This is a genomic window from Peribacillus sp. NPDC096379, assembly GCF_044762875.1.
In the GTDB taxonomy this organism is placed as follows: domain Bacteria; phylum Bacillota; class Bacilli; order Bacillales; family DSM-1321; genus Peribacillus.
In genome coordinates this window covers 1524047-1541621 of sequence record NZ_JBIWFD010000001.1, presented here as the reverse complement: position 1 = coordinate 1541621, position 17575 = coordinate 1524047, and the positions used below count along the sequence as shown (strand labels likewise).

The window sequence follows — 17575 nt, the reverse complement described above, 5'->3', positions numbered from 1 at the left end:
ATCCCGCCTTTTACTTAATTTGTACGAAAATATGGATCATCTCTACATGTTTATGATCTATCTAAAAAAACACCTGGAAATCAGCACGAAAACCAGGCGTTTTAAAAAGTCATTCAATGATAGGTGGTTCTGAGTCTGGATTTTCAATTTCAGAACGTCTTTTTAAGCGAATGAATTTAACAATATTTAGCACAATCGTCTTGATGACAGAATATGTAGGAATAGCAAGAATCATCCCTAAAATTCCAGCCAGATTACCAGCTACGAGCAACACGAAGATAATCGTCAATGGGTGTGTATTTAATTTCTTCCCTATAACAAGTGGAGAAATAAGATTACTATCAAGCTGTTGAACAATAACAACAACTATTATAACAATACCCGCTTGAATGGGTGAATCAATCAATCCAACAATGACCGCCGGTGCTGCTCCCAAAAATGGGCCAACATAGGGAATAATATTAGTAAGTGCCCCGATTAAGGCCAAGACTATGGCATATGGAAGATCAATGATTAAATAGCCGATAAATGTTGCTACCCCGACAAACAGACAAACTAAGAACTGTCCTTGAATATAAGTGGACAATGTTGTTGCTGTTTCTCCTAATAAAGTAATCCCTTCACGTCGATAATGAGCAGGAATGAATTTGGCAATCGCATGGGGGAATTTATGTCCATCCTTCAGCATATAAAATAGAACGAAAGGTACCGTAACGATTGTTAATGTAATGTTCGTTACTACGCTGAATACAGAAGATAAACTAGTGGTTAAGTAACTAGGTAATTCTTTCACAAAATTTATGAGCGATGATTCTATCTTATCCAATGATACATAATTTTGATTCAACAACCATTGATATTGCTTAGAAGCTAGGAAATTATCGAAAAATTCTCGACCTTGAACAATATACTCTGGTAAATTATTCACCAATTCTGTGATTTGTTTAGTTAACGCTGGTCCAATTAAACTGCCAAGGATGGCAATGATCCCCACAAATAAGACAAAAATCAATAGGATTGCTAAGCCTTTGGGAACTCTTTGATTCGTCAAAAAAATGACAACTGGATTGAAAATAAAGTAAAGAAAGCCTGCGATTAATATTGGGAAAAATAATGTAGTCGTAAAGATTACGATCGGCTCAAACAAAAAAGAGATTTTTGTAGAAACGAATATCAAAAGAGCCATTAATAATAACTGTAAAGTCCAAAACTGTAATTTTGACTTCGTTTTAAACAAGTGATTTCCTCCACTCCGAAATGATAGAATTTTTTTAGTTAATCATTTTTTTAAATTAGTTTTTGTTACTAAGTGTACATAAATGCCATACTTAGGGCTACAAAGACGCAACCTAATTCAAGGGGCATGAACGTATTTATGTTGTAATACTCACTCTAATCGAAATTTCATTTTATAATATAGGTGCCAATAACCTTGATATCGATTCTTTAAAACGAAGCCATAATGAGCGCTTATGATAGTCTTCAAGAGTAAGTTGCTTTGAAACTTTGATGTCTTCAAAAAAAGCATTTGTAAGTGCATTGGCGAATTTACCATCGTAAATAAAGGCATTTACTTCGAAATTTAATTTAAAGCTTCGCATATCAATATTCGACGTTCCTACTGAAGCTGTTTCATTGTCTACGATAATCGTCTTCGCATGTAAAAAGCCATTATCATAAATATAAATCGTTGCTCCTGCCTCAAGCAACTCACCAATATAAGAATAGGTAGCCCAATATACGAACATATGGTCAGGCTTATTGGGTATCATTAGGCTTACTTTAATACCAGATAATGCCGCAATACGGAGGGCATCCAGTAAGCTTGCATCAGGCACAAAATAAGGTGTTTGAATTAAAATGGAGTCTTTAGCCGACATGATTAACTTAATATACCCATTTTTTATTTGCTCCCATTTGGAATCTGGACCACTTGTTACAATCTGCATCCCAATGGAATCACAAGGAGCATGTATTTCAGGAAAATGTTTCGGAACAAAGCCAATATCATGGTGTTTAGACGCCTCATTCCAATCGAGAATAAACACCGTCTGAATCGTGTAAACAGCTGAACCTTGAATCCGCAGATGAGTATCACGCCAATAACCGAATTTTGGATTTAATCCTAAATATTCATCACCAACATTAAAGCCGCCGATATAACCGATCCTCCCATCAATAATGACCAGCTTGCGATGATTACGAAAGTTAAGCCGCAAGTTAATAAAGGGCAATTTGCTCGGGAAAAATACTTCGATTAAACCTCCAGCTTTCCGAAACTCCTTAAAAAAACGCTTCGTTAGTCCACGGGAACCTAGTTCATCATAGAGTACACGTACTGTGACACCTTCTTCTGCTTTCAAGGTCAACAGGTCAATGAATTTTTTGCCTAGCTCGTCTTTTTTAAGAATATAATACTGAATATGTATATGATCTTTCGCCGCTCTAATATCTTCAAACAGCTGTGCAAACTTTTCATTGCCATCTGTGAAGATTTCAACAGAATTGTCTTCTGTTAATACTGCATCATTCGTTCGCAAATGCATATAAATCAAGTCTTTATTCTCTTCGGTTATCTGATTCCTGAAAGCAAATTGATTTAAATTCAATTGCTCCTGTTGATTTTTCAGAATAGCATCAATCCCGATTTTCTCGCGACCTTCCCATTCAAAGTGATGAGCACGTCGCAATGTCCGTCCTAAAATTAAATATAAGATAAAACCAGCCACCGGAAAAAAGAATAGCACAAGTAACCAAGCCCAAGAAGCGCCTGCATCCCTTCTTTCCCAAAAAACAACAAATAAAGCAAAAAGAATATTTAGTCCCAGCACAAAATTAAATAATATAGAAGTGATTTGCGCCTCTATCTCAATCAACACCTTCGAATATTTCTTAGTAAGATTAACAATACCACGCAAATACGGATAAGAAAAGTGTATCTGCTCGTACCTTAAATGTAAGGGGATAGTAGTATATACGATGATCATCTATAATAAGTTTCATTATTTTATTCTGTTAAGACTGTTTTCTCATTTAGAAAGTGTTCATCATTATGTAAGAAATAAAGACGGAGCTCTGTACACTTTAACAAGGGTACAAAGCTTCGCCATCAATAAAAATTGGTTTCCCTTTTCTGATCATACATTTTGAACACGCACTACTATTTTAGTATAAGTGAATTGTATCTTATCCTGCTACATGATGAATTTCTAGCAACTTGCCTGCAACCGCATCTGAAAGTGCTTTTGCAGTTTCAGGGACATTTGATTTTAACAGCGAATTAGCCATAGGTGCTTTCATTCCTTTTGCTGTTATATCCAGTTGCCCAGTCATTTTCGTTTGGTTCTTATCAATCATTTCAGCTCTGAAATAACCACTACCTAAGAAATTTTCATTCATTCCTGTTAGGCGAAATGTGACGATCTCTGGTCCCGACCATTCTGTAATATCCACAAGCAGTTTTACCTTTTTCTTAAACAGCCCAAAATCACTTATGAATTCCCATGTTGACTGGTTCTTTGTCATCACCGTATGTGAAATGTATCCTGGTACTAGCGGAGCCCAATTATCAATCACACTAACAAAATCCCATACCTTTTCAATAGATAATGGTATGATTACACTATGTTCACCACTCGCCATTTTGCTCATCTCCTCACAACTCTCTCTCATTACTGTATATACACAGACAGTCAAAATAGAACTAAAACCCTCAAATAGAAGCTATTTCTACTTATCATTTCTAACAAATAAAGTTCCATCAGTGGGGGGTCTTACTGCCCGTTAAGAGTTGGATAAAAAAGGTCGTATTTGTTAAGGGTATGATTGATTTGTGAGCAAAATCAATAAAAAACTTGATGGCAACGTTTGATAACATAAAAGAAAGGATGACTTGCATAAAAATCGAATGATATTGCTTAATAACCAGATCCATTTATTGAATCAACTAATATCAATCTTTCATTATAAGAAAAAGAAGATGTTCCGTAATGAAAGGAACACCCAATTTTTCACAACCTATATTTTTATCATGTCATAAAGCAGTGTTTGCTTATCTTATTTCGGACGTTCGATCGAAAATTGTTCACCTAGTTTCGAATAATTAGTACCAGCAAGTCTTGCCACTGGGTTTAATCCCAGTGCATCTATCCGGCCTTCATGATAGAGCGTTTCGTCGATATGATAGCACACCACTCTTCCAATCAATAAGTCGCATCCCAACTCCAAATCATTGCCACCTAATGGAATCGCCTGTTCAAGCCTACATTCAAAACGGATTTTTGCTTCTCTAATTCCAGGGACAGTAATCCGTTCACTTTCAACAAGGGTAAAATTCGTTCTTTCCAATTCACTTTTTTCTGGTGGCAGTTCAGCTGCTGTTTCATTTGCTTCTGTTACAATATTCTCATCGGTAATGTGAATAACAAATTCCCCTTTTTCGATAGCATTCCGTGCCGTATCTTTTTGAATACCAGCTTTACGCTGGATCGACACAGAAAGCAACGGCGGATTTGAACTAACAATATTAAAATAGCTGAATGGGGCTGCATTGATGACACCCTCATTCGAGAGTGTTGTCACCAAGGCAATCGGTCTCGGAATAATACTCCCAACCAAAATTTTATAATTATCCCGTTCCGTTATCGTTTCTGGATTCAAAGAAATCATTTGATCACCCTTTTAGCCAAAATGTTTTTGAAACCAAACTCCTGCCTCTTCTACTTCAGATCGTGTCAACTGGTGACCAAAGTTTTCCCATTTCACTTCAACCGATGCACCAGCCGATTCAAGCAGTTGGCTTAAATCTTCCGTTTCCTTCGCTGGACATAATGGATCATTCACCCCTGCGCCAATAAAGATGGGGATGCCGCTATTATTCGGTAAATCGATTCCACGTCTTGGCACCATCGGATGATGAAGGATGGCTCCTTTCAACGCTCCCTCATAATGAAACAGCAAGCTTGCAGCAATATTGGCACCATTTGAATAGCCAAGTGCTACGATGTTTTTGCGGTCGAACCCGTATTCTTTTGCTGCGTGATCAAGAAATTCATTTAATTCCTGTGTGCGAAACACCAAATCCTCTTCATCAAATACACCTTCTGCAAGTCGGCGGAAAAAACGAGGCATCCCACTCTCTAACACATTTCCTCGAACACTTAAAACAGAGGATTCAGGGGATACCATCTCAGCTATTCCCAGTAAATCGGTTTCCGTCCCTCCTGTACCATGTAAAAGCAATAAAACAGGTGTCTCTAAATTACTTCCCTTTTGAAAAATATGTTTCATCATTACTTATCTTCCTCCAATACTCTTGGGATTGCCGGTAATAAAGTTGTTTCAATAGATTCTCGTTTCTCTTCCAACCATGATGGGAGCATTAACTTACTTCCCATCGTCTCATATGATTCATCATAAGCAAATCCTGGTGGATCTGTGGCAATTTCAAATAATATGCCACCATCTTCCCGAAAGTAAATCGCATCGAAATATTGTCGATCCTTAAACGGAGTTACACCAAAGCCAAAACGACTTACATGCTCACGCCATTCTTTATGGTCATCTGAGTCATTCGCACGCCAAGCAATATGATGAACCGTTCCTACACCCATTTGGCCCCTTGGTAAAGCGATTTTCTTTACATCAATCATATTTCCAATATCTGAAGTTGATTGAAATCGTACAAAATCTCCTTCTTCAGCCATTTTTTTCAAACCCATAACTTCTTCTAACGTTTTCATTGTTTTTTCTGGCGAGGCCGATAGAAGAACAGCGCCGCCAAATCCTTTAATAGCTTTATCAGTAGGTACGCCGCCAAATGACCACCTACTGTTTTTCCCGGCTTTTCGGGCAACAAGTTCCACGTTTAAGCCATGTGGATCATGAAGTTCGAGATATTCCTCTCCAAATCGTGTATGTTTTTCAAAGGTAATCTTGAATTTCGTTAAACGTTCCTCCCAGAATCCCAATGTTTTTTCTGGTACTACATAGGATGTGATTCCAACTTGTCCGGAACCTAAACGACCTTGATAAGCATTTGGCCAAGGGAAAAAAGTAATAATTGACCCTGGCGAACCTGCGTCATCCCCAAAATATAAATGATAGGTGCCTGGATCATCGAAGTTTACAGTTTTCTTGACCATTCTTAAGCCGAGGACACCTGCATAAAAATCGACGTTTTCCTGTGGATTGCCGACAATAGCCGTAATATGGTGAATTCCAGTTGTTTGCTTTTGCATAGTGATTCTACCTTTACTCGTTAATTTATTTTCGTGTTCAATGGTTTTAATTTCGCCTCAATTTGTTCTCGTTTTGATTCCAAGAAGGGCGGTAATGCTAAAGTTTCTCCTAAATGTGCTAGCTCTTCATCTGTTGCAAATCCTGGGCCATCTGTCGCAAGCTCAAATAAAACTCCGTTGGGTTCTCTGAAATATAATGATCTAAAGTAATATCGATCTACAAATCCTGAATTTGGAATTCTATTTTCATTTATTTTTGCAATCCATTGCTTCATTTCTTCTTCATTATCCACGCGGAAAGCAACATGATGGACGCCTCCATGCCCTAGACGTTCACGTGGTAGATCATTACGTGTTACAACATGCACTTCTGCACCTGTTCCACCTTCACCTGTTTCATAGACGATTGTCTCTAATTGCCCTTCAACTTCTGACGGATAGCTTCCTGCCTTCCTAAACCCCATAATTTCAACTAGTACTTTTTCCGTTGGCTCACTATTTGGTACAGTCAATGAGACTGGTCCTAATCCAAGAATCGCGAATTCAGCTGGAATCGGACTTCTTTCCCAAGGGTTTCCACCAGCTATACCTTGATTATACTCATCGGAAACTAACACAAATCTCTGTCCTTCAAAATCTTTGAATGGAAGAACAAGACGTGTGTATCTTTTAGTGATTTCCCCGTGCCAAACGCCCTCTTCTTCAAAACGTTTCTTCCAGAAATTTAACGCATCGTCATTTGCAACACGCAGTGATAACTCAGAAATACTGTTATTACCTTCATGTACTTTTCCTGCGTTCGGAATTTCAAAAAACGTTAATTCCGTTCCAGGATTCCCCACTTCATCACCGTAAAATAAATGATACACACCAATATCATCTTGATTCACTGTTTTCTTGATTAAACGCAGACCTAATGTTTTAGTATAAAAATCAAAATTCTCTCCTGCTCTTGCAGTAATCGCTGATACATGGTGAATTCCTTTAAGTTCCATATTATCCAGCTCCTTTTTAAATATTACTTTAATTAAAATTGGATTTTATATTCTATTTTTATCTTATTTTCGAGATATGTGACGAAATCATTCATAATCACCTTTATTCAGATATCTTGAATTAAAGATAACTTTTTTTTTAGCAATTGTCAATACAACCTCTACTTTTTGCAGATTGCAAGAGATTTCATCCCCTCTGTTCCAAAGCAAAACACAAGGAATTACCTGCAGTTTGCTATACAATAGGAGTACATACTAAACAAGGAGGCTATTGATATGGCAGAACACCAGTTTCATTTACAGGCAATTTGGGAAGGTGGACGAAACGATACTGGGACAATAGAGTCTGGCAATCTGAAAACACAAATAAGCATTCCCCCTGAAATGAATGGACCAGGTATTGGGACAAATCCAGATGAAATGCTACTTGGAGCAGCAGCAACTTGCTATATTATTACGTTAGCGGCGATGATGGAAAGAAGTAAGCTGGAAAAAGAAAGAATTACTCTTCATTCAGAAGGCATTGTAGATGTAACGGATGGGGTATTTACTTATAAGAAAATCATCCATCGGCCTAAAGTCGTTCTCAAACAAGAGGCGAATGAAAGTGATCATCGTTTAGCAAGAAAGCTTGCCGAAAAAGCCGAGACATCGTGTATGATTTCACGAGCCCTAAAAGGGAATGTAGAAATTTCTTTAGAAGTAGAGATCATATCTGCACACTAGAGAAAGAAAAGCAAATAGCCTTTTTACATTCCTATTTAGAAACTTTGTCTCCACTCTAGAAACCATTTTTCGTCTTGTATAGTTTCTCACCTGTTAGCAAAAAGTAATGTTGGAGGTGAACATAATGAGTAAAATTAAAAAGGATCATTCCAAAGCAAGCCTACGTTCTTCACAAGTAGAAGGTCAAGGAACTACCACTCATGAAACAGGTTCCATTCAAGTACCTTCATCAAACAAGAAACAAAAACGCAGTTAATTTCTCTCATTCTTCTTTAATGTGCCGAAAGAACATATTTGAAAATGGCGGCTGATATATGACTGAAGGAACGAATCCAAAACATCGTGCTAGACTTTATGTAGAACCTTCAGACAGTCCTAAACTTGTGAGCTCAACAAATTTGGATCAAAATACCGACGAAGAAAATCCATATCAACAAAAAGTGGGGATTAAAAAGCAAGATTTTTTCGATCAGTAAGGATGTCATATAAGTAAATGGTCAGACCCCGCAACTGCTACATACAGTTTAAATGAAGTGTAAGTAACACTATAAACCGTGTGGTGAGTGCTGGGTCAAGACCCTTTTGGAATATCCTCATTTACAATGCTATTAAACACCGTAACCACAAATTGCCCATTAATTAATTTCTGGTAGAAGTCATTTGAACCCCATCTTAGCTACTAGCATTTCATTCACTGTTTTTTATTGTAATATTGAATACCCGTCATGCTACCTTCGTCAATCATTCGCGAATCTCCGATATCGTATGGATTAGGATGTCCCGCTTTTTCTAATAATTGGTCTACCTCACTTTGTTGTTTTTGCCAAAATTTCAGTGCTTTCGTTTTCATTTTGGAATATGCACTAACAACTTTTTCTCTATTCCTTTTCGTTGATACCATTGAGACACCTGCAATTCCGACCCCAAGCATGACATATGAACCTACGGATTTTACTAATCCCATCCCTACCAACCTCCTTTTTGATTACTTCTATATACCACTTACTGAAAAATTCTAAACAAAGACTGCATATTATTCATGCCATCAAGAATCATTTTTTCATGATTACTTTATGACACTATATACTAAACTGTTATGTTGTTACATTATGCGTAAAGAGTTATACTACTATTATGGGGTGATATTAAATGAATAAAACTGAAGATTTGTTATGCCCTCGCTTTGAAAAGGGCACACAGATACTCGGAAAACGCTGGACGGTTCTAATCGTCAATCAATTATTGAATGGACCTCAACGATTTTGTCAAATAGAATCTGCCTTTCCAATTAGCGGTCGTATTTTATCGGAACGGCTAAAGGACCTTGAGCAAATAGGCATCATTAAACGCGAAGTCTTCGCCGAAACACCGGTACGGATTGAATATTCCCTAACTGAAAAAGGAAGTGCACTTGCACCTGCTGTCAGAGAAATCCAGAAATGGTCACAAGAATGGATCGAAAATAGTAGTGAAGAAAAATGAGGATATATGACAATAAAAAGTAATCCAATACATATACGTTGGGTTACTTTTTTATTTATCCCGGTTTCACAGGCTGTATTTTTGTTTAGAGTATCATGGGAAATTAGTAGAGAATGAAGAAACCCCCACTGATTGAAGTTTCACTTTCTGGGGATAGTTACAGATTAATATGGGTATATTTTTTAAAACTAGGAACTATTATTTGATTTCTTTTTTACGGGTGGTGAAGGATATGGAGACAGTTGACTGCATCATTATTGGGGGTGGAATTGCTGGGTTACAGGCTGCCATTCAACTAGGCCGATATAATCATTCTGTTCTTGTAATCGATTCGAATCAAGGCCGGTCCACAATTACAAGGGGATATCATAATATTCTCGGCTGGCCGGATGGAATTAGCGGACCAGAATTAAGAAACCTCGGCAAGCAACATGCTGAGAAATACGGTGTTTCTTTTATTGATGATAAAGTGACTTCTCTTGAAAAATCTGACAATATATTTACCGTGCGCACCTTACTAAAGCAAATATATTTAACAAATACCGTGTTCTTAGCAACAGGATTAACGGATTATTTACCAGACTTGCCTAATCTTCAACAGTGCCTTGGGACTTCAATCTTTATTTGCCCTGACTGTGATGGCTATGAAATAACTGGTAAAAAGACCATAGTATTTGGGAGTGGAAATACTGTAGCAAATATGGCAATGACTCTTACATATTGGTCAAAAGAACTAACCGTCATCAATCATGATAATAAAGAAATCAGTGAAGAGAACCTCTTGAAATTAAAATCGCTTGGGATTCAGATTATTGAAGAACCCATTAGCGAGATCGTAGTGGATGCAAAAAAACAGCTTATTGGCTTATTGCTTGAAAATGGTGAATTGATTAAAGCCGAGCGCGGATTTACCGGCTTTAGCGGCAATCAATTAAACAATCATTTAGCTAAACAAGTTGGTGTCCAATTAAATGAAAGTAAGCACGTTGTCGTTAATCCGCGCACAAAGGAAACGAATATAATTGGGATTTGGGCAGGCGGCGACCTGATTGCACATTCCGAACAAGTGACCATTTCAATGGGAGACGGCTCCCAAGCAGCTATATGGATGCATAAGCGTTTGCTTGGCGAACCTCGCCCAAAATAACAAAAGAAGCCCTTCTTTTGTTCTAGTTCGAACTAAAGAAAGGTTTTCGAAAAGAGGGATTGTAAGTTTGACACTTTGAGTATTGGATCCTCTCAACAGTTACACATAATATCCATTCATTTTCCTTTATCTCAACAAGAATCGATCTCCCCATTTAATGTGTATATAGAACGGATATACTCTATTTCCTTTGCAATCCCCTCCCTCAAGGAAATTTCAGGATTGTAGTTCAGCAATTTTTTTGCTTTTGAGATATCTGCCCATGTGTGAGTTGGCTCTCCAAGTAGTTTTGGTAAATAATCGATCGTTGCTTTTTTTCCTGTAAGCGCTTCTATAATTGCAAGGATTTCATTAATCGAGGCCCGTTCTTTTCCTCCAATATTGATGGTCTCGCCAATCACATGTTTTTTGTAAATAATCGACGCAATAGCTTCAACACAATCCGTTACATAGGTAAAATCTCTTGTCTGTGTCCCATCACCAAATATGGAAAGCGTTTCTTCTTTCAAAACTTGTGTGATGAAGCGATGAAATGCCATATCCGGTCTCTGTCTTGGCCCATAAACAGTGAAAAACCTTACAGTTACAATCGGGATGTTGAAGCTTTTATGATAAACATTACATAAATGTTCACCTGTTAATTTTGTAATTCCATATGGAGAAAGCGGAGATAGATATGCACCTTCTGTCACTTTCCCATCTACTTCTCCATAAACAGAGGATGTGGAGGCATATATAAACTTAACTATTTTTTTATTCTTAACGGCTTCTAAAAGACGCTGTGTGACAGATATATTGTTACTCACATATGGATCAAAGTCCACCCCCCAGCTCGAACGTACACCAGGTATACCAGCTAAATGATAAATAACATCTATATCCTCTAGTAACTTTTCTAAGTTAGCTGTCAATAAATCCGTTTCAATTAACCTAAATCGCGCGTTTTTGAGCAAATTGCCTAGATTCACACTCTTCAGGTTTTTAGGTGTTGGACCAGTAAATTTGTCAACCCCAACTATTTCGTTGTTCTCGTCTGTTAAAAGCTTCTCACAAAGATGTGAACCAATAAATCCCGCTGCCCCTGTGACCAATATCTTCATGGACGGGCAACTCCGATATACGTTAAGCCAGTATCTCTAACTGCTTGTGGATCAATACAGTTACGTGCGTCCAAAATGTATTCACCTTTCATTAACTCTTTTATTTTCAGCCAATTCAACTGTTTAAATTCTTCCCAATCTGTTGCGATAATCACACAATCAGCATTCATAATTGCCTGTTCTAACTTGGAATGCTGACTGACCGTTTCCATCATTGCGAAAGGTAGTTGAGCTTTCGGATCATACGTTTGTACTAAGCATCCTAGCGAACTTAATTTTTCAATTAATGAAACGGCTGGAGAATACCTTGTATCATCCGTATTTGGCTTAAAGGCAACTCCTAATATTGCAATCGTTTTCTCTGAAAAATCATCTATGAAGGCACTTAGCTTATCAATATACAGATTAACTTGTGAATGATTGACCGCTTGAACAGCTTGTAACAACTGTGGCGTTATATTTTTGTCTAATGCACTGTGTTCTAATGAACGAACATCCTTTGGAAAGCAGGAACCACCATATCCAATACCCGCTGAAAGAAAATGGGGACTGATTCTTGGATCGGTGCCTATTCCCTTTGAAACATCCTCAATATTCACATTATACTTATCACAGATTCTAGCTATTTCATTGATAAACGATATTTTTGTAGCTAAAAAAGCATTAGATGTATATTTAATCATTTCAGCACCGTTGAGACTTGTAATGATGAAGGGTGCTTTAATTTTTACATATATTTCTTTTATGATAGAAAGGGATTTTTGATCTTCTTGTTGTTTACCCACGACAATTTTGTCTGGTTTTATCATATCTGAGATGGCAGAACCCTCTCTTAGAAATTCAGGATTGGAGACGACATTGAAAAGCTGTGGGTCTACTCCTTTTTCTTTTATCATTCTATATATATTTTCATTAGTTCCCGGCGGTACCGTACTTTTTGTAATAATCGTTTTATAAGACCTTATGGCTTTTGCAATTTCATCTACTACTGATTGAATATAAGTCAAATCCGTTCTTCCATCTGCTAAAGATGGAGTGCCAACAGCGATGAAAATAACCGCTGCTTTTTGAATATTTTCAACAATCATTGAACTAAAGGTTAATTGGTCTTTATTTTTACTTATTAATTCAGTTAAACCTGGTTCATAGATTGGAATTTCCCCGCGTTTTAATTGTTTTATTTTTTCAATATTTGTGTCTACACAGCAAATAGTGTGTCCGAGATCGGCCAGAACCGCTGCAGTCGTTAAGCCAACATATCCCGCACCTATCACACAGATTTCCATACGACATTGTCCCCTCTCTAATAATCTAAAGTTCTATATCATATTAGTGGACAATCTACAATGATTTAACATCTGCCTATATACAATGAAAGTTTCTTTTATTTCGACCTCATCCTCTCTTTAAATAAAGAATAATCACATGTTATTCTCAACTTCTTTTAACCGAAACACCATTATTCAATTATTTTAATAAAATACTTAGAAATTAGACTATTGCACTGCCAATAAGGACCACAAAATCATTTAATATTAAAGTTAATAAAAATTTAACATTGTCATAAAACCCCATTTTTTCATAGAATAAGCAATAGCATTCGAGGTGAATTAAGAAATGATCAAAAAGGCTATTATCCCTGCAGCTGGATATGGAACGAGAGGTTTACCGATAACTAAAGTTGTTCCGAAAGAATTATTTCCGATTGGTGTAAAACCTGCTATTCATTATGTCGTAGAAGAAGCCCTGGCCTCAGGGATTGAGGAGATCTTATTTATAGTTTCACAATCAAAAAATCTGATTGCTGACTATTTTGATCGATCACTTGAACTTGAAGCATTTCTTGAAAAAAAACAATCCACTCATTTATTAGAAAAAAACAAAATTCCCGATATTCATATCCAATATATTCGACAACCATATGCTAAAGGGCTTGGTGATGCAATCCTCCTAGGGAAAAATTTTGTTGGTAATGAACCATTTGCTGTTTTGTTACCAGATGAAATTATTTTTGATAAGGAGACAACAGGATTAAATCAATTAATAAAAGTTTATGAAAAGCATAAAAAAAGTGTACTTGGTCTATATGAAGTGGAAAAACACTTATTGTCAAACTATGGCGTAGTTAAAAGTGAGAAAATTAAAAATGAGATAAGTAAAGTTATTAGCATCGTTGAGAAACCTGCAAAAAATCCACCTTCAAATTTAGCCGTCATCGGTAGATATGTCTTTAACCCTGAAATTTTTTCCTATCTAGAAAGAATAACACCTGGAGTAGGATACGAAATTCAATTAACAGATGCCATTAACGAAATGATGAAGACGGAAAATTTCTTTGGTACAACGCTTCTTGGTAAGCGCTTTGATATTAGCAGATTTGAAGAATTTTTAGCTGCCAATCAATACATCCAACCATTTATGGAGTAACCCCCTATAATTGATGGCTGGAGCATTGTATATTCAATTTTAACATTCTAACAGAAGCACTTAAGTGAGTGAAATTAGTACTATTGGTTTAAAACCAGCAAGACCCAGTTTTCAATGAAAGGGCGTGTACCCAATAGAAATCGCATTGATTTGTACAGAGATGCTTACCGTTCCTTCAATTAGAGGGGGTGCTATTCAAGTTTTAATCGATGGAATAACACCTCATCTTAGTAAAAACCATCATTTAACAATCTATTGTATTACAGACCCTGATCTTCCTGACATGGAAGTAGTGAACGAGGTTAAATACATTCGTTTTCCTCGTGAGAATTACGCCTTTCATGTCGGCAAAAAGCTAGCAGAAAAAACGGCAAGCATGGAATATTACGATGTAATTCATGTATTCAACCGACCTCGTGATCTCCTGATCTATAAAAATGCTATGCCAATGAGTCGTTTTGTGTTGAGTCTCCATAATGAAATGTTTCGGGACGGCAAAATCTCTACTGAAATGGGGAATCTGGTCATTAGAGCTGTGGATAGGATCATGACCATCAGCGAATATATCGGACAAACGATCATATCTCGTTTTCCTTTAGCCAAAAGTAAAGTTAAGGCTATTTATTCAGGAGTCGATTTGCAAAGATATAAACCGATTTGGGAACAAGATGCACAATCGCGAAGGAACGAACTTCGGAAAAAGTATGGCGTAGAAGATAAGAAAGTCGTCTTATTCGTAGGACGATTGAGTACCGTAAAAGGACCCGATATACTTCTAGAAGCCATGGAGCAAGTCATCAAAAATCATCCTGATGCAGTATTAGTTATTGTAGGTAGTAAATGGTTTAGTGACGATAGAATTGACGAGTTTGGACTAAGCTTGCGAAAGCTCGCTGAAGTGTTAGGTAAGAACAAAGTTGTATTTACCGGTTTTGTACCACCAAGCGAAATTCCTTCTCATTTCCTTATAGGGGATCTATTCGTATGCAGCTCCCAATGGCAAGAGCCCCTTGCTCGAGTACATTATGAAGCGATGGGCGCTGGATTACCGATCATTACTACGAACCGAGGCGGAAATGCGGAAATTATTAAACATCTAGAAAACGGTATCGTCATTGATGATTATACAAATTCAGAAGCTTTTGCAGACGCGATTGCCTTTTTATTATCTAATAAGCAAGTAGCCAACTCGATTGCGAGAACAGGCCGGATTTTCGTTGAATCAAATTTTGGATTTGAGCATGTAACAAAACGGATGGAAGGGCTTTATGTAGCTTCCACGCAAAGAAAGAAACCTTAGAGAGGAGTCTAAATGGAAACGGTATTCGTAGTAGATGCAAAAAACAGAATCGCTCACTATCCACTAGCAGTGAAGAAGAATTATTTAATATCGTTTTAAAGTAAAAAAGCAGTATGTCAATTGAAACGGATTTTGGTGGAGTCATGATGAAAAGGATTCATTTAATAAGACCATATTATCTTTATAATTCACAAAATACATTATTTGGAAAACGTCAAGATTCATACCTCGGTTGCACTCAAAACTGATTTGGGCGAGGTTCTGTAAATGTTGATAGCAAATACTTTTTAGTCTTTAAAGCGATCTATGGAAGATTTCCGGAAAATGAGTATCTAAATGAACTGCTGAAATTCATGAAAGAGTGAGTATCCTTTCATCAAACTTCAAAAGTAATTGGATTCCCAGCAGAAACACTGCCGCCTTTTCAATTAACAGAATGGAAATCAGATTTGAAAAAAGATAGGTGTGGATAGTCAACTTGAAATAACGAAGATCACTAGTAACTGTTCAAAATAAATTTGAACTGCTATTTTTTCACATATAGATACTTTATTAATAAGATACCAGACTTCTATCACCATGCTCATTAATCTGGTTTTTGATTCATGACCAGAAGAAATAAAGATGAACAAGTCATTATGCCACCAGGATTTTGCCTCAAGTATGATTGTGATTGACAGTGACGGAATTTTTATCTATAAAATGGATTCTCTCACTGTCGATCGCCCAATTTCCGATATGAGTGAAATATTAAACAAAGATGATGAAAACTTATCACCTTGTTCATCTTTGAACGAAGGCTCAATATCTTATTCTTTAGACATGCTATTCACTCTTTATTTTATGGTCTAATATCCATAAACTACACAATGCGCGAAGCAAAATGGATACTTCAAAACATATCTCCCGATTCAACATTTGATGACTACGTTTTATTCTCACTTTTAAATGTTTAACATGAAAGTCATGCAAAGAGGAGATTTTAAAACTATTTGGAAAATAGAACCTTCAAAAAGCACGGTTTGTTTAAAACTGATTAGGATATCAATACATATTGCGGAGTTCACAACTGTTACTCTAGACTTTCTTTTTTCAAAAGGATCTCTTATTGCTGGAACTATTCCGACAGAAAGATGAGCTTTTTGCACGAATATGAATTCGCATTGTACCGTTTGATTGATGGATGTGATCTGGACAAGGATATTTGGGTAGAGGTTGATCAGATGCCTCCCCTAAAGCAAATGCTGAGTATAAACGAATAGTCGAGGTGAAACAATATGCGACTTGAAGAAGAATTTATAGGTAGAAGAATGCAATATACCGAATTGTTAAATAAAGTAGTGGTTCAGGCCGATAATCTGTTAGTTAGAGGTTAAAAAATCGATTTTCCTGACGAGGATATAAAATTAATAATTGGTGCCACAAAAATGATTTCTCTTGAGTATATTGACTTGTACCCTTAATTATAATTAAGTGGATCAAGTTCAATCTATTAAAAGGCCATTTTACTCCACTCCCTCTTCTAAGTTCCAAGAGGTTGTCCAATATACAAATGCTCAGATCTATTCCTTAATATATAGCTTGTAGGTGTATTGGGTGTATAGAGTCAAATCTATTTAAGACATCCGAAATAAATTTTTACGATATACTTTTCACAATGATAAGCCCCGTTTCTACTTTGAAACGGGGCTTATCATTATCATGATGCAGCCTTACTCACTTATTCAATGTTTCTTCTTCTTTTCAACTCCCTAATTAAGTTGCTAATCGAATCTTCAGTTGAAACTTCATTCGAATCGATAATCATCTGTTCTATGATCGTCTTTCTAACCGATTCCCTAAGCGACTCCTTAATCATATCTCTAACAGAATGAGTTTTCGTTTTATCTTTTATTCCCTGATTTTCAATTTCTTTTTCTGGTTTATTATCTAATTCTATTATAGGTTCTTGTTTAACTTCAGCTTCAGCTTCAACTTTTTTCTCTAATGTAGACTTTTGTTTATAGTTGGATTTAGTATCAGTAGGCTTCGCTTCACCTTTTTTCTCTAATGTAGACTTTTGCTTATAGTTGGATTTAGTATCAGTAGGCTTCGCTTCACCTTTTTTCTCTAATGTAGACTTTTGCTTATAGTTGGATTTAGTATCAGTAGGCTTCGCT

General features: G+C 36.7%; 19 protein-coding genes. 8 read left to right on the top strand and 11 right to left on the bottom strand.

Annotated elements, in window-relative coordinates; genetic code table 11:
• Positions 1-109: 109 nt before the first annotated feature.
• The 7 genes from ACIQZI_RS07315 to ACIQZI_RS07285 form a co-directional block, all read right to left on the bottom strand.
• Positions 110-1186, bottom strand: coding sequence for an AI-2E family transporter (locus tag ACIQZI_RS07315; RefSeq protein WP_062183170.1), 1077 nt, complete (start codon positions 1184-1186; stop codon positions 110-112).
• A gap of 223 nt (positions 1187-1409) precedes the next feature.
• A complete protein-coding gene (cls, locus tag ACIQZI_RS07310; protein WP_403072123.1) occupies positions 1410-2855 on the bottom strand; it encodes a cardiolipin synthase in 1446 nt (481 codons plus the stop codon).
• Between the two features lie 331 nt (positions 2856-3186).
• Positions 3187-3642 (bottom strand): SRPBCC family protein, encoded by a 456-nt coding sequence (locus tag ACIQZI_RS07305; protein WP_062179165.1) that lies wholly within the window; start codon positions 3640-3642, stop codon positions 3187-3189.
• A 414-nt stretch (positions 3643-4056) separates the two neighbouring features.
• Positions 4057-4668 carry a flavin reductase family protein gene (locus ACIQZI_RS07300; RefSeq protein WP_403071066.1) on the bottom strand — a complete coding sequence of 204 codons (612 nt, stop codon included), beginning with the start codon at positions 4666-4668 and terminating at the stop codon, positions 4057-4059.
• Between the two features lie 12 nt (positions 4669-4680).
• Complete coding sequence (locus ACIQZI_RS07295; protein WP_062179159.1) at positions 4681-5292, bottom strand: alpha/beta hydrolase; 612 nt, start codon at positions 5290-5292, stop codon at positions 4681-4683.
• The gene (locus tag ACIQZI_RS07290) at positions 5292-6239 is read right to left on the bottom strand and encodes a ring-cleaving dioxygenase (RefSeq protein WP_403071063.1); all 948 of its coding nucleotides are present in this window, start codon (positions 6237-6239) and stop codon (positions 5292-5294) included. The genes ACIQZI_RS07295 and ACIQZI_RS07290 overlap by 1 nt, the downstream gene beginning before the upstream one ends.
• Before the next feature lie 20 nt (positions 6240-6259).
• Positions 6260-7234, bottom strand: a complete 975-nt coding sequence (locus tag ACIQZI_RS07285; protein WP_062179153.1) for a ring-cleaving dioxygenase — start codon at positions 7232-7234, stop codon at positions 6260-6262.
• 276 nt (positions 7235-7510) lie between these two features.
• Between ACIQZI_RS07285 and ACIQZI_RS07280 the strand changes: the two genes are divergently transcribed.
• The 3 genes from ACIQZI_RS07280 (at position 7511) to ACIQZI_RS07270 (ending at position 8436) form a co-directional block, all read left to right on the top strand.
• Positions 7511-7960, top strand: coding sequence for an OsmC family protein (locus ACIQZI_RS07280; RefSeq protein ID WP_403071060.1), 450 nt, complete (start codon positions 7511-7513; stop codon positions 7958-7960).
• 121 nt (positions 7961-8081) lie between these two features.
• On the top strand, positions 8082-8216 hold the full coding sequence (locus ACIQZI_RS07275) for a YuzL family protein (protein ID WP_152534766.1): 135 nt from the start codon (positions 8082-8084) through the stop codon (positions 8214-8216).
• A gap of 58 nt (positions 8217-8274) precedes the next feature.
• Positions 8275-8436 carry a hypothetical protein gene (locus ACIQZI_RS07270; RefSeq protein ID WP_403071057.1) on the top strand — a complete coding sequence of 54 codons (162 nt, stop codon included), beginning with the start codon at positions 8275-8277 and terminating at the stop codon, positions 8434-8436.
• Between the two features lie 215 nt (positions 8437-8651).
• Here ACIQZI_RS07270 and ACIQZI_RS07265 read toward each other — a convergent pair whose 3' ends face one another.
• Positions 8652-8924 carry a hypothetical protein gene (locus tag ACIQZI_RS07265; protein ID WP_403071054.1) on the bottom strand — a complete coding sequence of 91 codons (273 nt, stop codon included), beginning with the start codon at positions 8922-8924 and terminating at the stop codon, positions 8652-8654.
• A gap of 185 nt (positions 8925-9109) precedes the next feature.
• Here ACIQZI_RS07265 and ACIQZI_RS07260 point away from each other — a divergent pair, with 185 nt between their 5' ends.
• Positions 9110-9442, top strand: coding sequence for a winged helix-turn-helix transcriptional regulator (locus ACIQZI_RS07260; protein WP_062179144.1), 333 nt, complete (start codon positions 9110-9112; stop codon positions 9440-9442).
• 232 nt (positions 9443-9674) lie between these two features.
• Entirely contained in the window at positions 9675-10589 is a 915-nt protein-coding gene (locus ACIQZI_RS07255; protein WP_403071049.1) for an NAD(P)/FAD-dependent oxidoreductase, read from the top strand.
• A gap of 131 nt (positions 10590-10720) precedes the next feature.
• Here ACIQZI_RS07255 and ACIQZI_RS07250 read toward each other — a convergent pair whose 3' ends face one another.
• On the bottom strand, positions 10721-11689 hold the full coding sequence (locus ACIQZI_RS07250) for an NAD-dependent epimerase/dehydratase family protein (protein ID WP_403071046.1): 969 nt from the start codon (positions 11687-11689) through the stop codon (positions 10721-10723).
• Complete coding sequence (locus ACIQZI_RS07245) at positions 11686-12975, bottom strand: UDP-glucose dehydrogenase family protein (protein WP_403071042.1); 1290 nt, start codon at positions 12973-12975, stop codon at positions 11686-11688. Before ACIQZI_RS07245 ends, ACIQZI_RS07250 begins: the two co-directional genes overlap by 4 nt.
• Before the next feature lie 331 nt (positions 12976-13306).
• Here ACIQZI_RS07245 and ACIQZI_RS07240 point away from each other — a divergent pair, with 331 nt between their 5' ends.
• The 3 genes from ACIQZI_RS07240 to ACIQZI_RS07230 all read left to right on the top strand — a co-directional run bounded on the left by ACIQZI_RS07240 (position 13307) and on the right by ACIQZI_RS07230 (position 16268).
• Positions 13307-14116 (top strand): UTP--glucose-1-phosphate uridylyltransferase, encoded by an 810-nt coding sequence (locus ACIQZI_RS07240; RefSeq protein WP_403071039.1) that lies wholly within the window; start codon positions 13307-13309, stop codon positions 14114-14116.
• Between the two features lie 124 nt (positions 14117-14240).
• Entirely contained in the window at positions 14241-15416 is a 1176-nt protein-coding gene (locus ACIQZI_RS07235) for a glycosyltransferase family 4 protein (protein ID WP_403071036.1), read from the top strand.
• A 624-nt stretch (positions 15417-16040) separates the two neighbouring features.
• The gene (locus ACIQZI_RS07230) at positions 16041-16268 is read left to right on the top strand and encodes a hypothetical protein (RefSeq protein ID WP_403071033.1); all 228 of its coding nucleotides are present in this window, start codon (positions 16041-16043) and stop codon (positions 16266-16268) included.
• 868 nt (positions 16269-17136) lie between these two features.
• Here the strand turns inward: ACIQZI_RS07230 and ACIQZI_RS07225 are convergent.
• The coding region (locus ACIQZI_RS07225) for a hypothetical protein (RefSeq protein WP_403071030.1) at positions 17137-17575 on the bottom strand (439 nt) is incomplete at its 5' end.

Excerpts from the sequence above, each read along its gene's own strand:
- ACIQZI_RS07315 (WP_062183170.1), bottom strand. The coding sequence starts at position 1,186 with ATGGCTCTTTTGATATTCGTTTCTACAAAAATCTCTTTTTTGTTTGAG.
- ACIQZI_RS07305 (WP_062179165.1), bottom strand. The coding sequence starts at position 3,642 with ATGGCGAGTGGTGAACATAGTGTAATCATACCATTATCTATTGAAAAG.
- ACIQZI_RS07300 (WP_403071066.1), bottom strand. The coding sequence starts at position 4,668 with ATGATTTCTTTGAATCCAGAAACGATAACGGAACGGGATAATTATAAA.
- ACIQZI_RS07295 (WP_062179159.1), bottom strand. The coding sequence starts at position 5,292 with ATGATGAAACATATTTTTCAAAAGGGAAGTAATTTAGAGACACCTGTT.
- ACIQZI_RS07290 (WP_403071063.1), bottom strand. The coding sequence starts at position 6,239 with ATGCAAAAGCAAACAACTGGAATTCACCATATTACGGCTATTGTCGGC.
- ACIQZI_RS07285 (WP_062179153.1), bottom strand. The coding sequence starts at position 7,234 with ATGGAACTTAAAGGAATTCACCATGTATCAGCGATTACTGCAAGAGCA.
- ACIQZI_RS07280 (WP_403071060.1), top strand. The coding sequence starts at position 7,511 with ATGGCAGAACACCAGTTTCATTTACAGGCAATTTGGGAAGGTGGACGA.
- ACIQZI_RS07270 (WP_403071057.1), top strand. The coding sequence starts at position 8,275 with ATGACTGAAGGAACGAATCCAAAACATCGTGCTAGACTTTATGTAGAA.
- ACIQZI_RS07265 (WP_403071054.1), bottom strand. The coding sequence starts at position 8,924 with ATGGGATTAGTAAAATCCGTAGGTTCATATGTCATGCTTGGGGTCGGA.
- ACIQZI_RS07260 (WP_062179144.1), top strand. The coding sequence starts at position 9,110 with ATGAATAAAACTGAAGATTTGTTATGCCCTCGCTTTGAAAAGGGCACA.
- ACIQZI_RS07255 (WP_403071049.1), top strand. The coding sequence starts at position 9,675 with ATGGAGACAGTTGACTGCATCATTATTGGGGGTGGAATTGCTGGGTTA.
- ACIQZI_RS07250 (WP_403071046.1), bottom strand. The coding sequence starts at position 11,689 with ATGAAGATATTGGTCACAGGGGCAGCGGGATTTATTGGTTCACATCTT.
- ACIQZI_RS07245 (WP_403071042.1), bottom strand. The coding sequence starts at position 12,975 with ATGGAAATCTGTGTGATAGGTGCGGGATATGTTGGCTTAACGACTGCA.
- ACIQZI_RS07240 (WP_403071039.1), top strand. The coding sequence starts at position 13,307 with ATGATCAAAAAGGCTATTATCCCTGCAGCTGGATATGGAACGAGAGGT.
- ACIQZI_RS07230 (WP_403071033.1), top strand. The coding sequence starts at position 16,041 with ATGAACAAGTCATTATGCCACCAGGATTTTGCCTCAAGTATGATTGTG.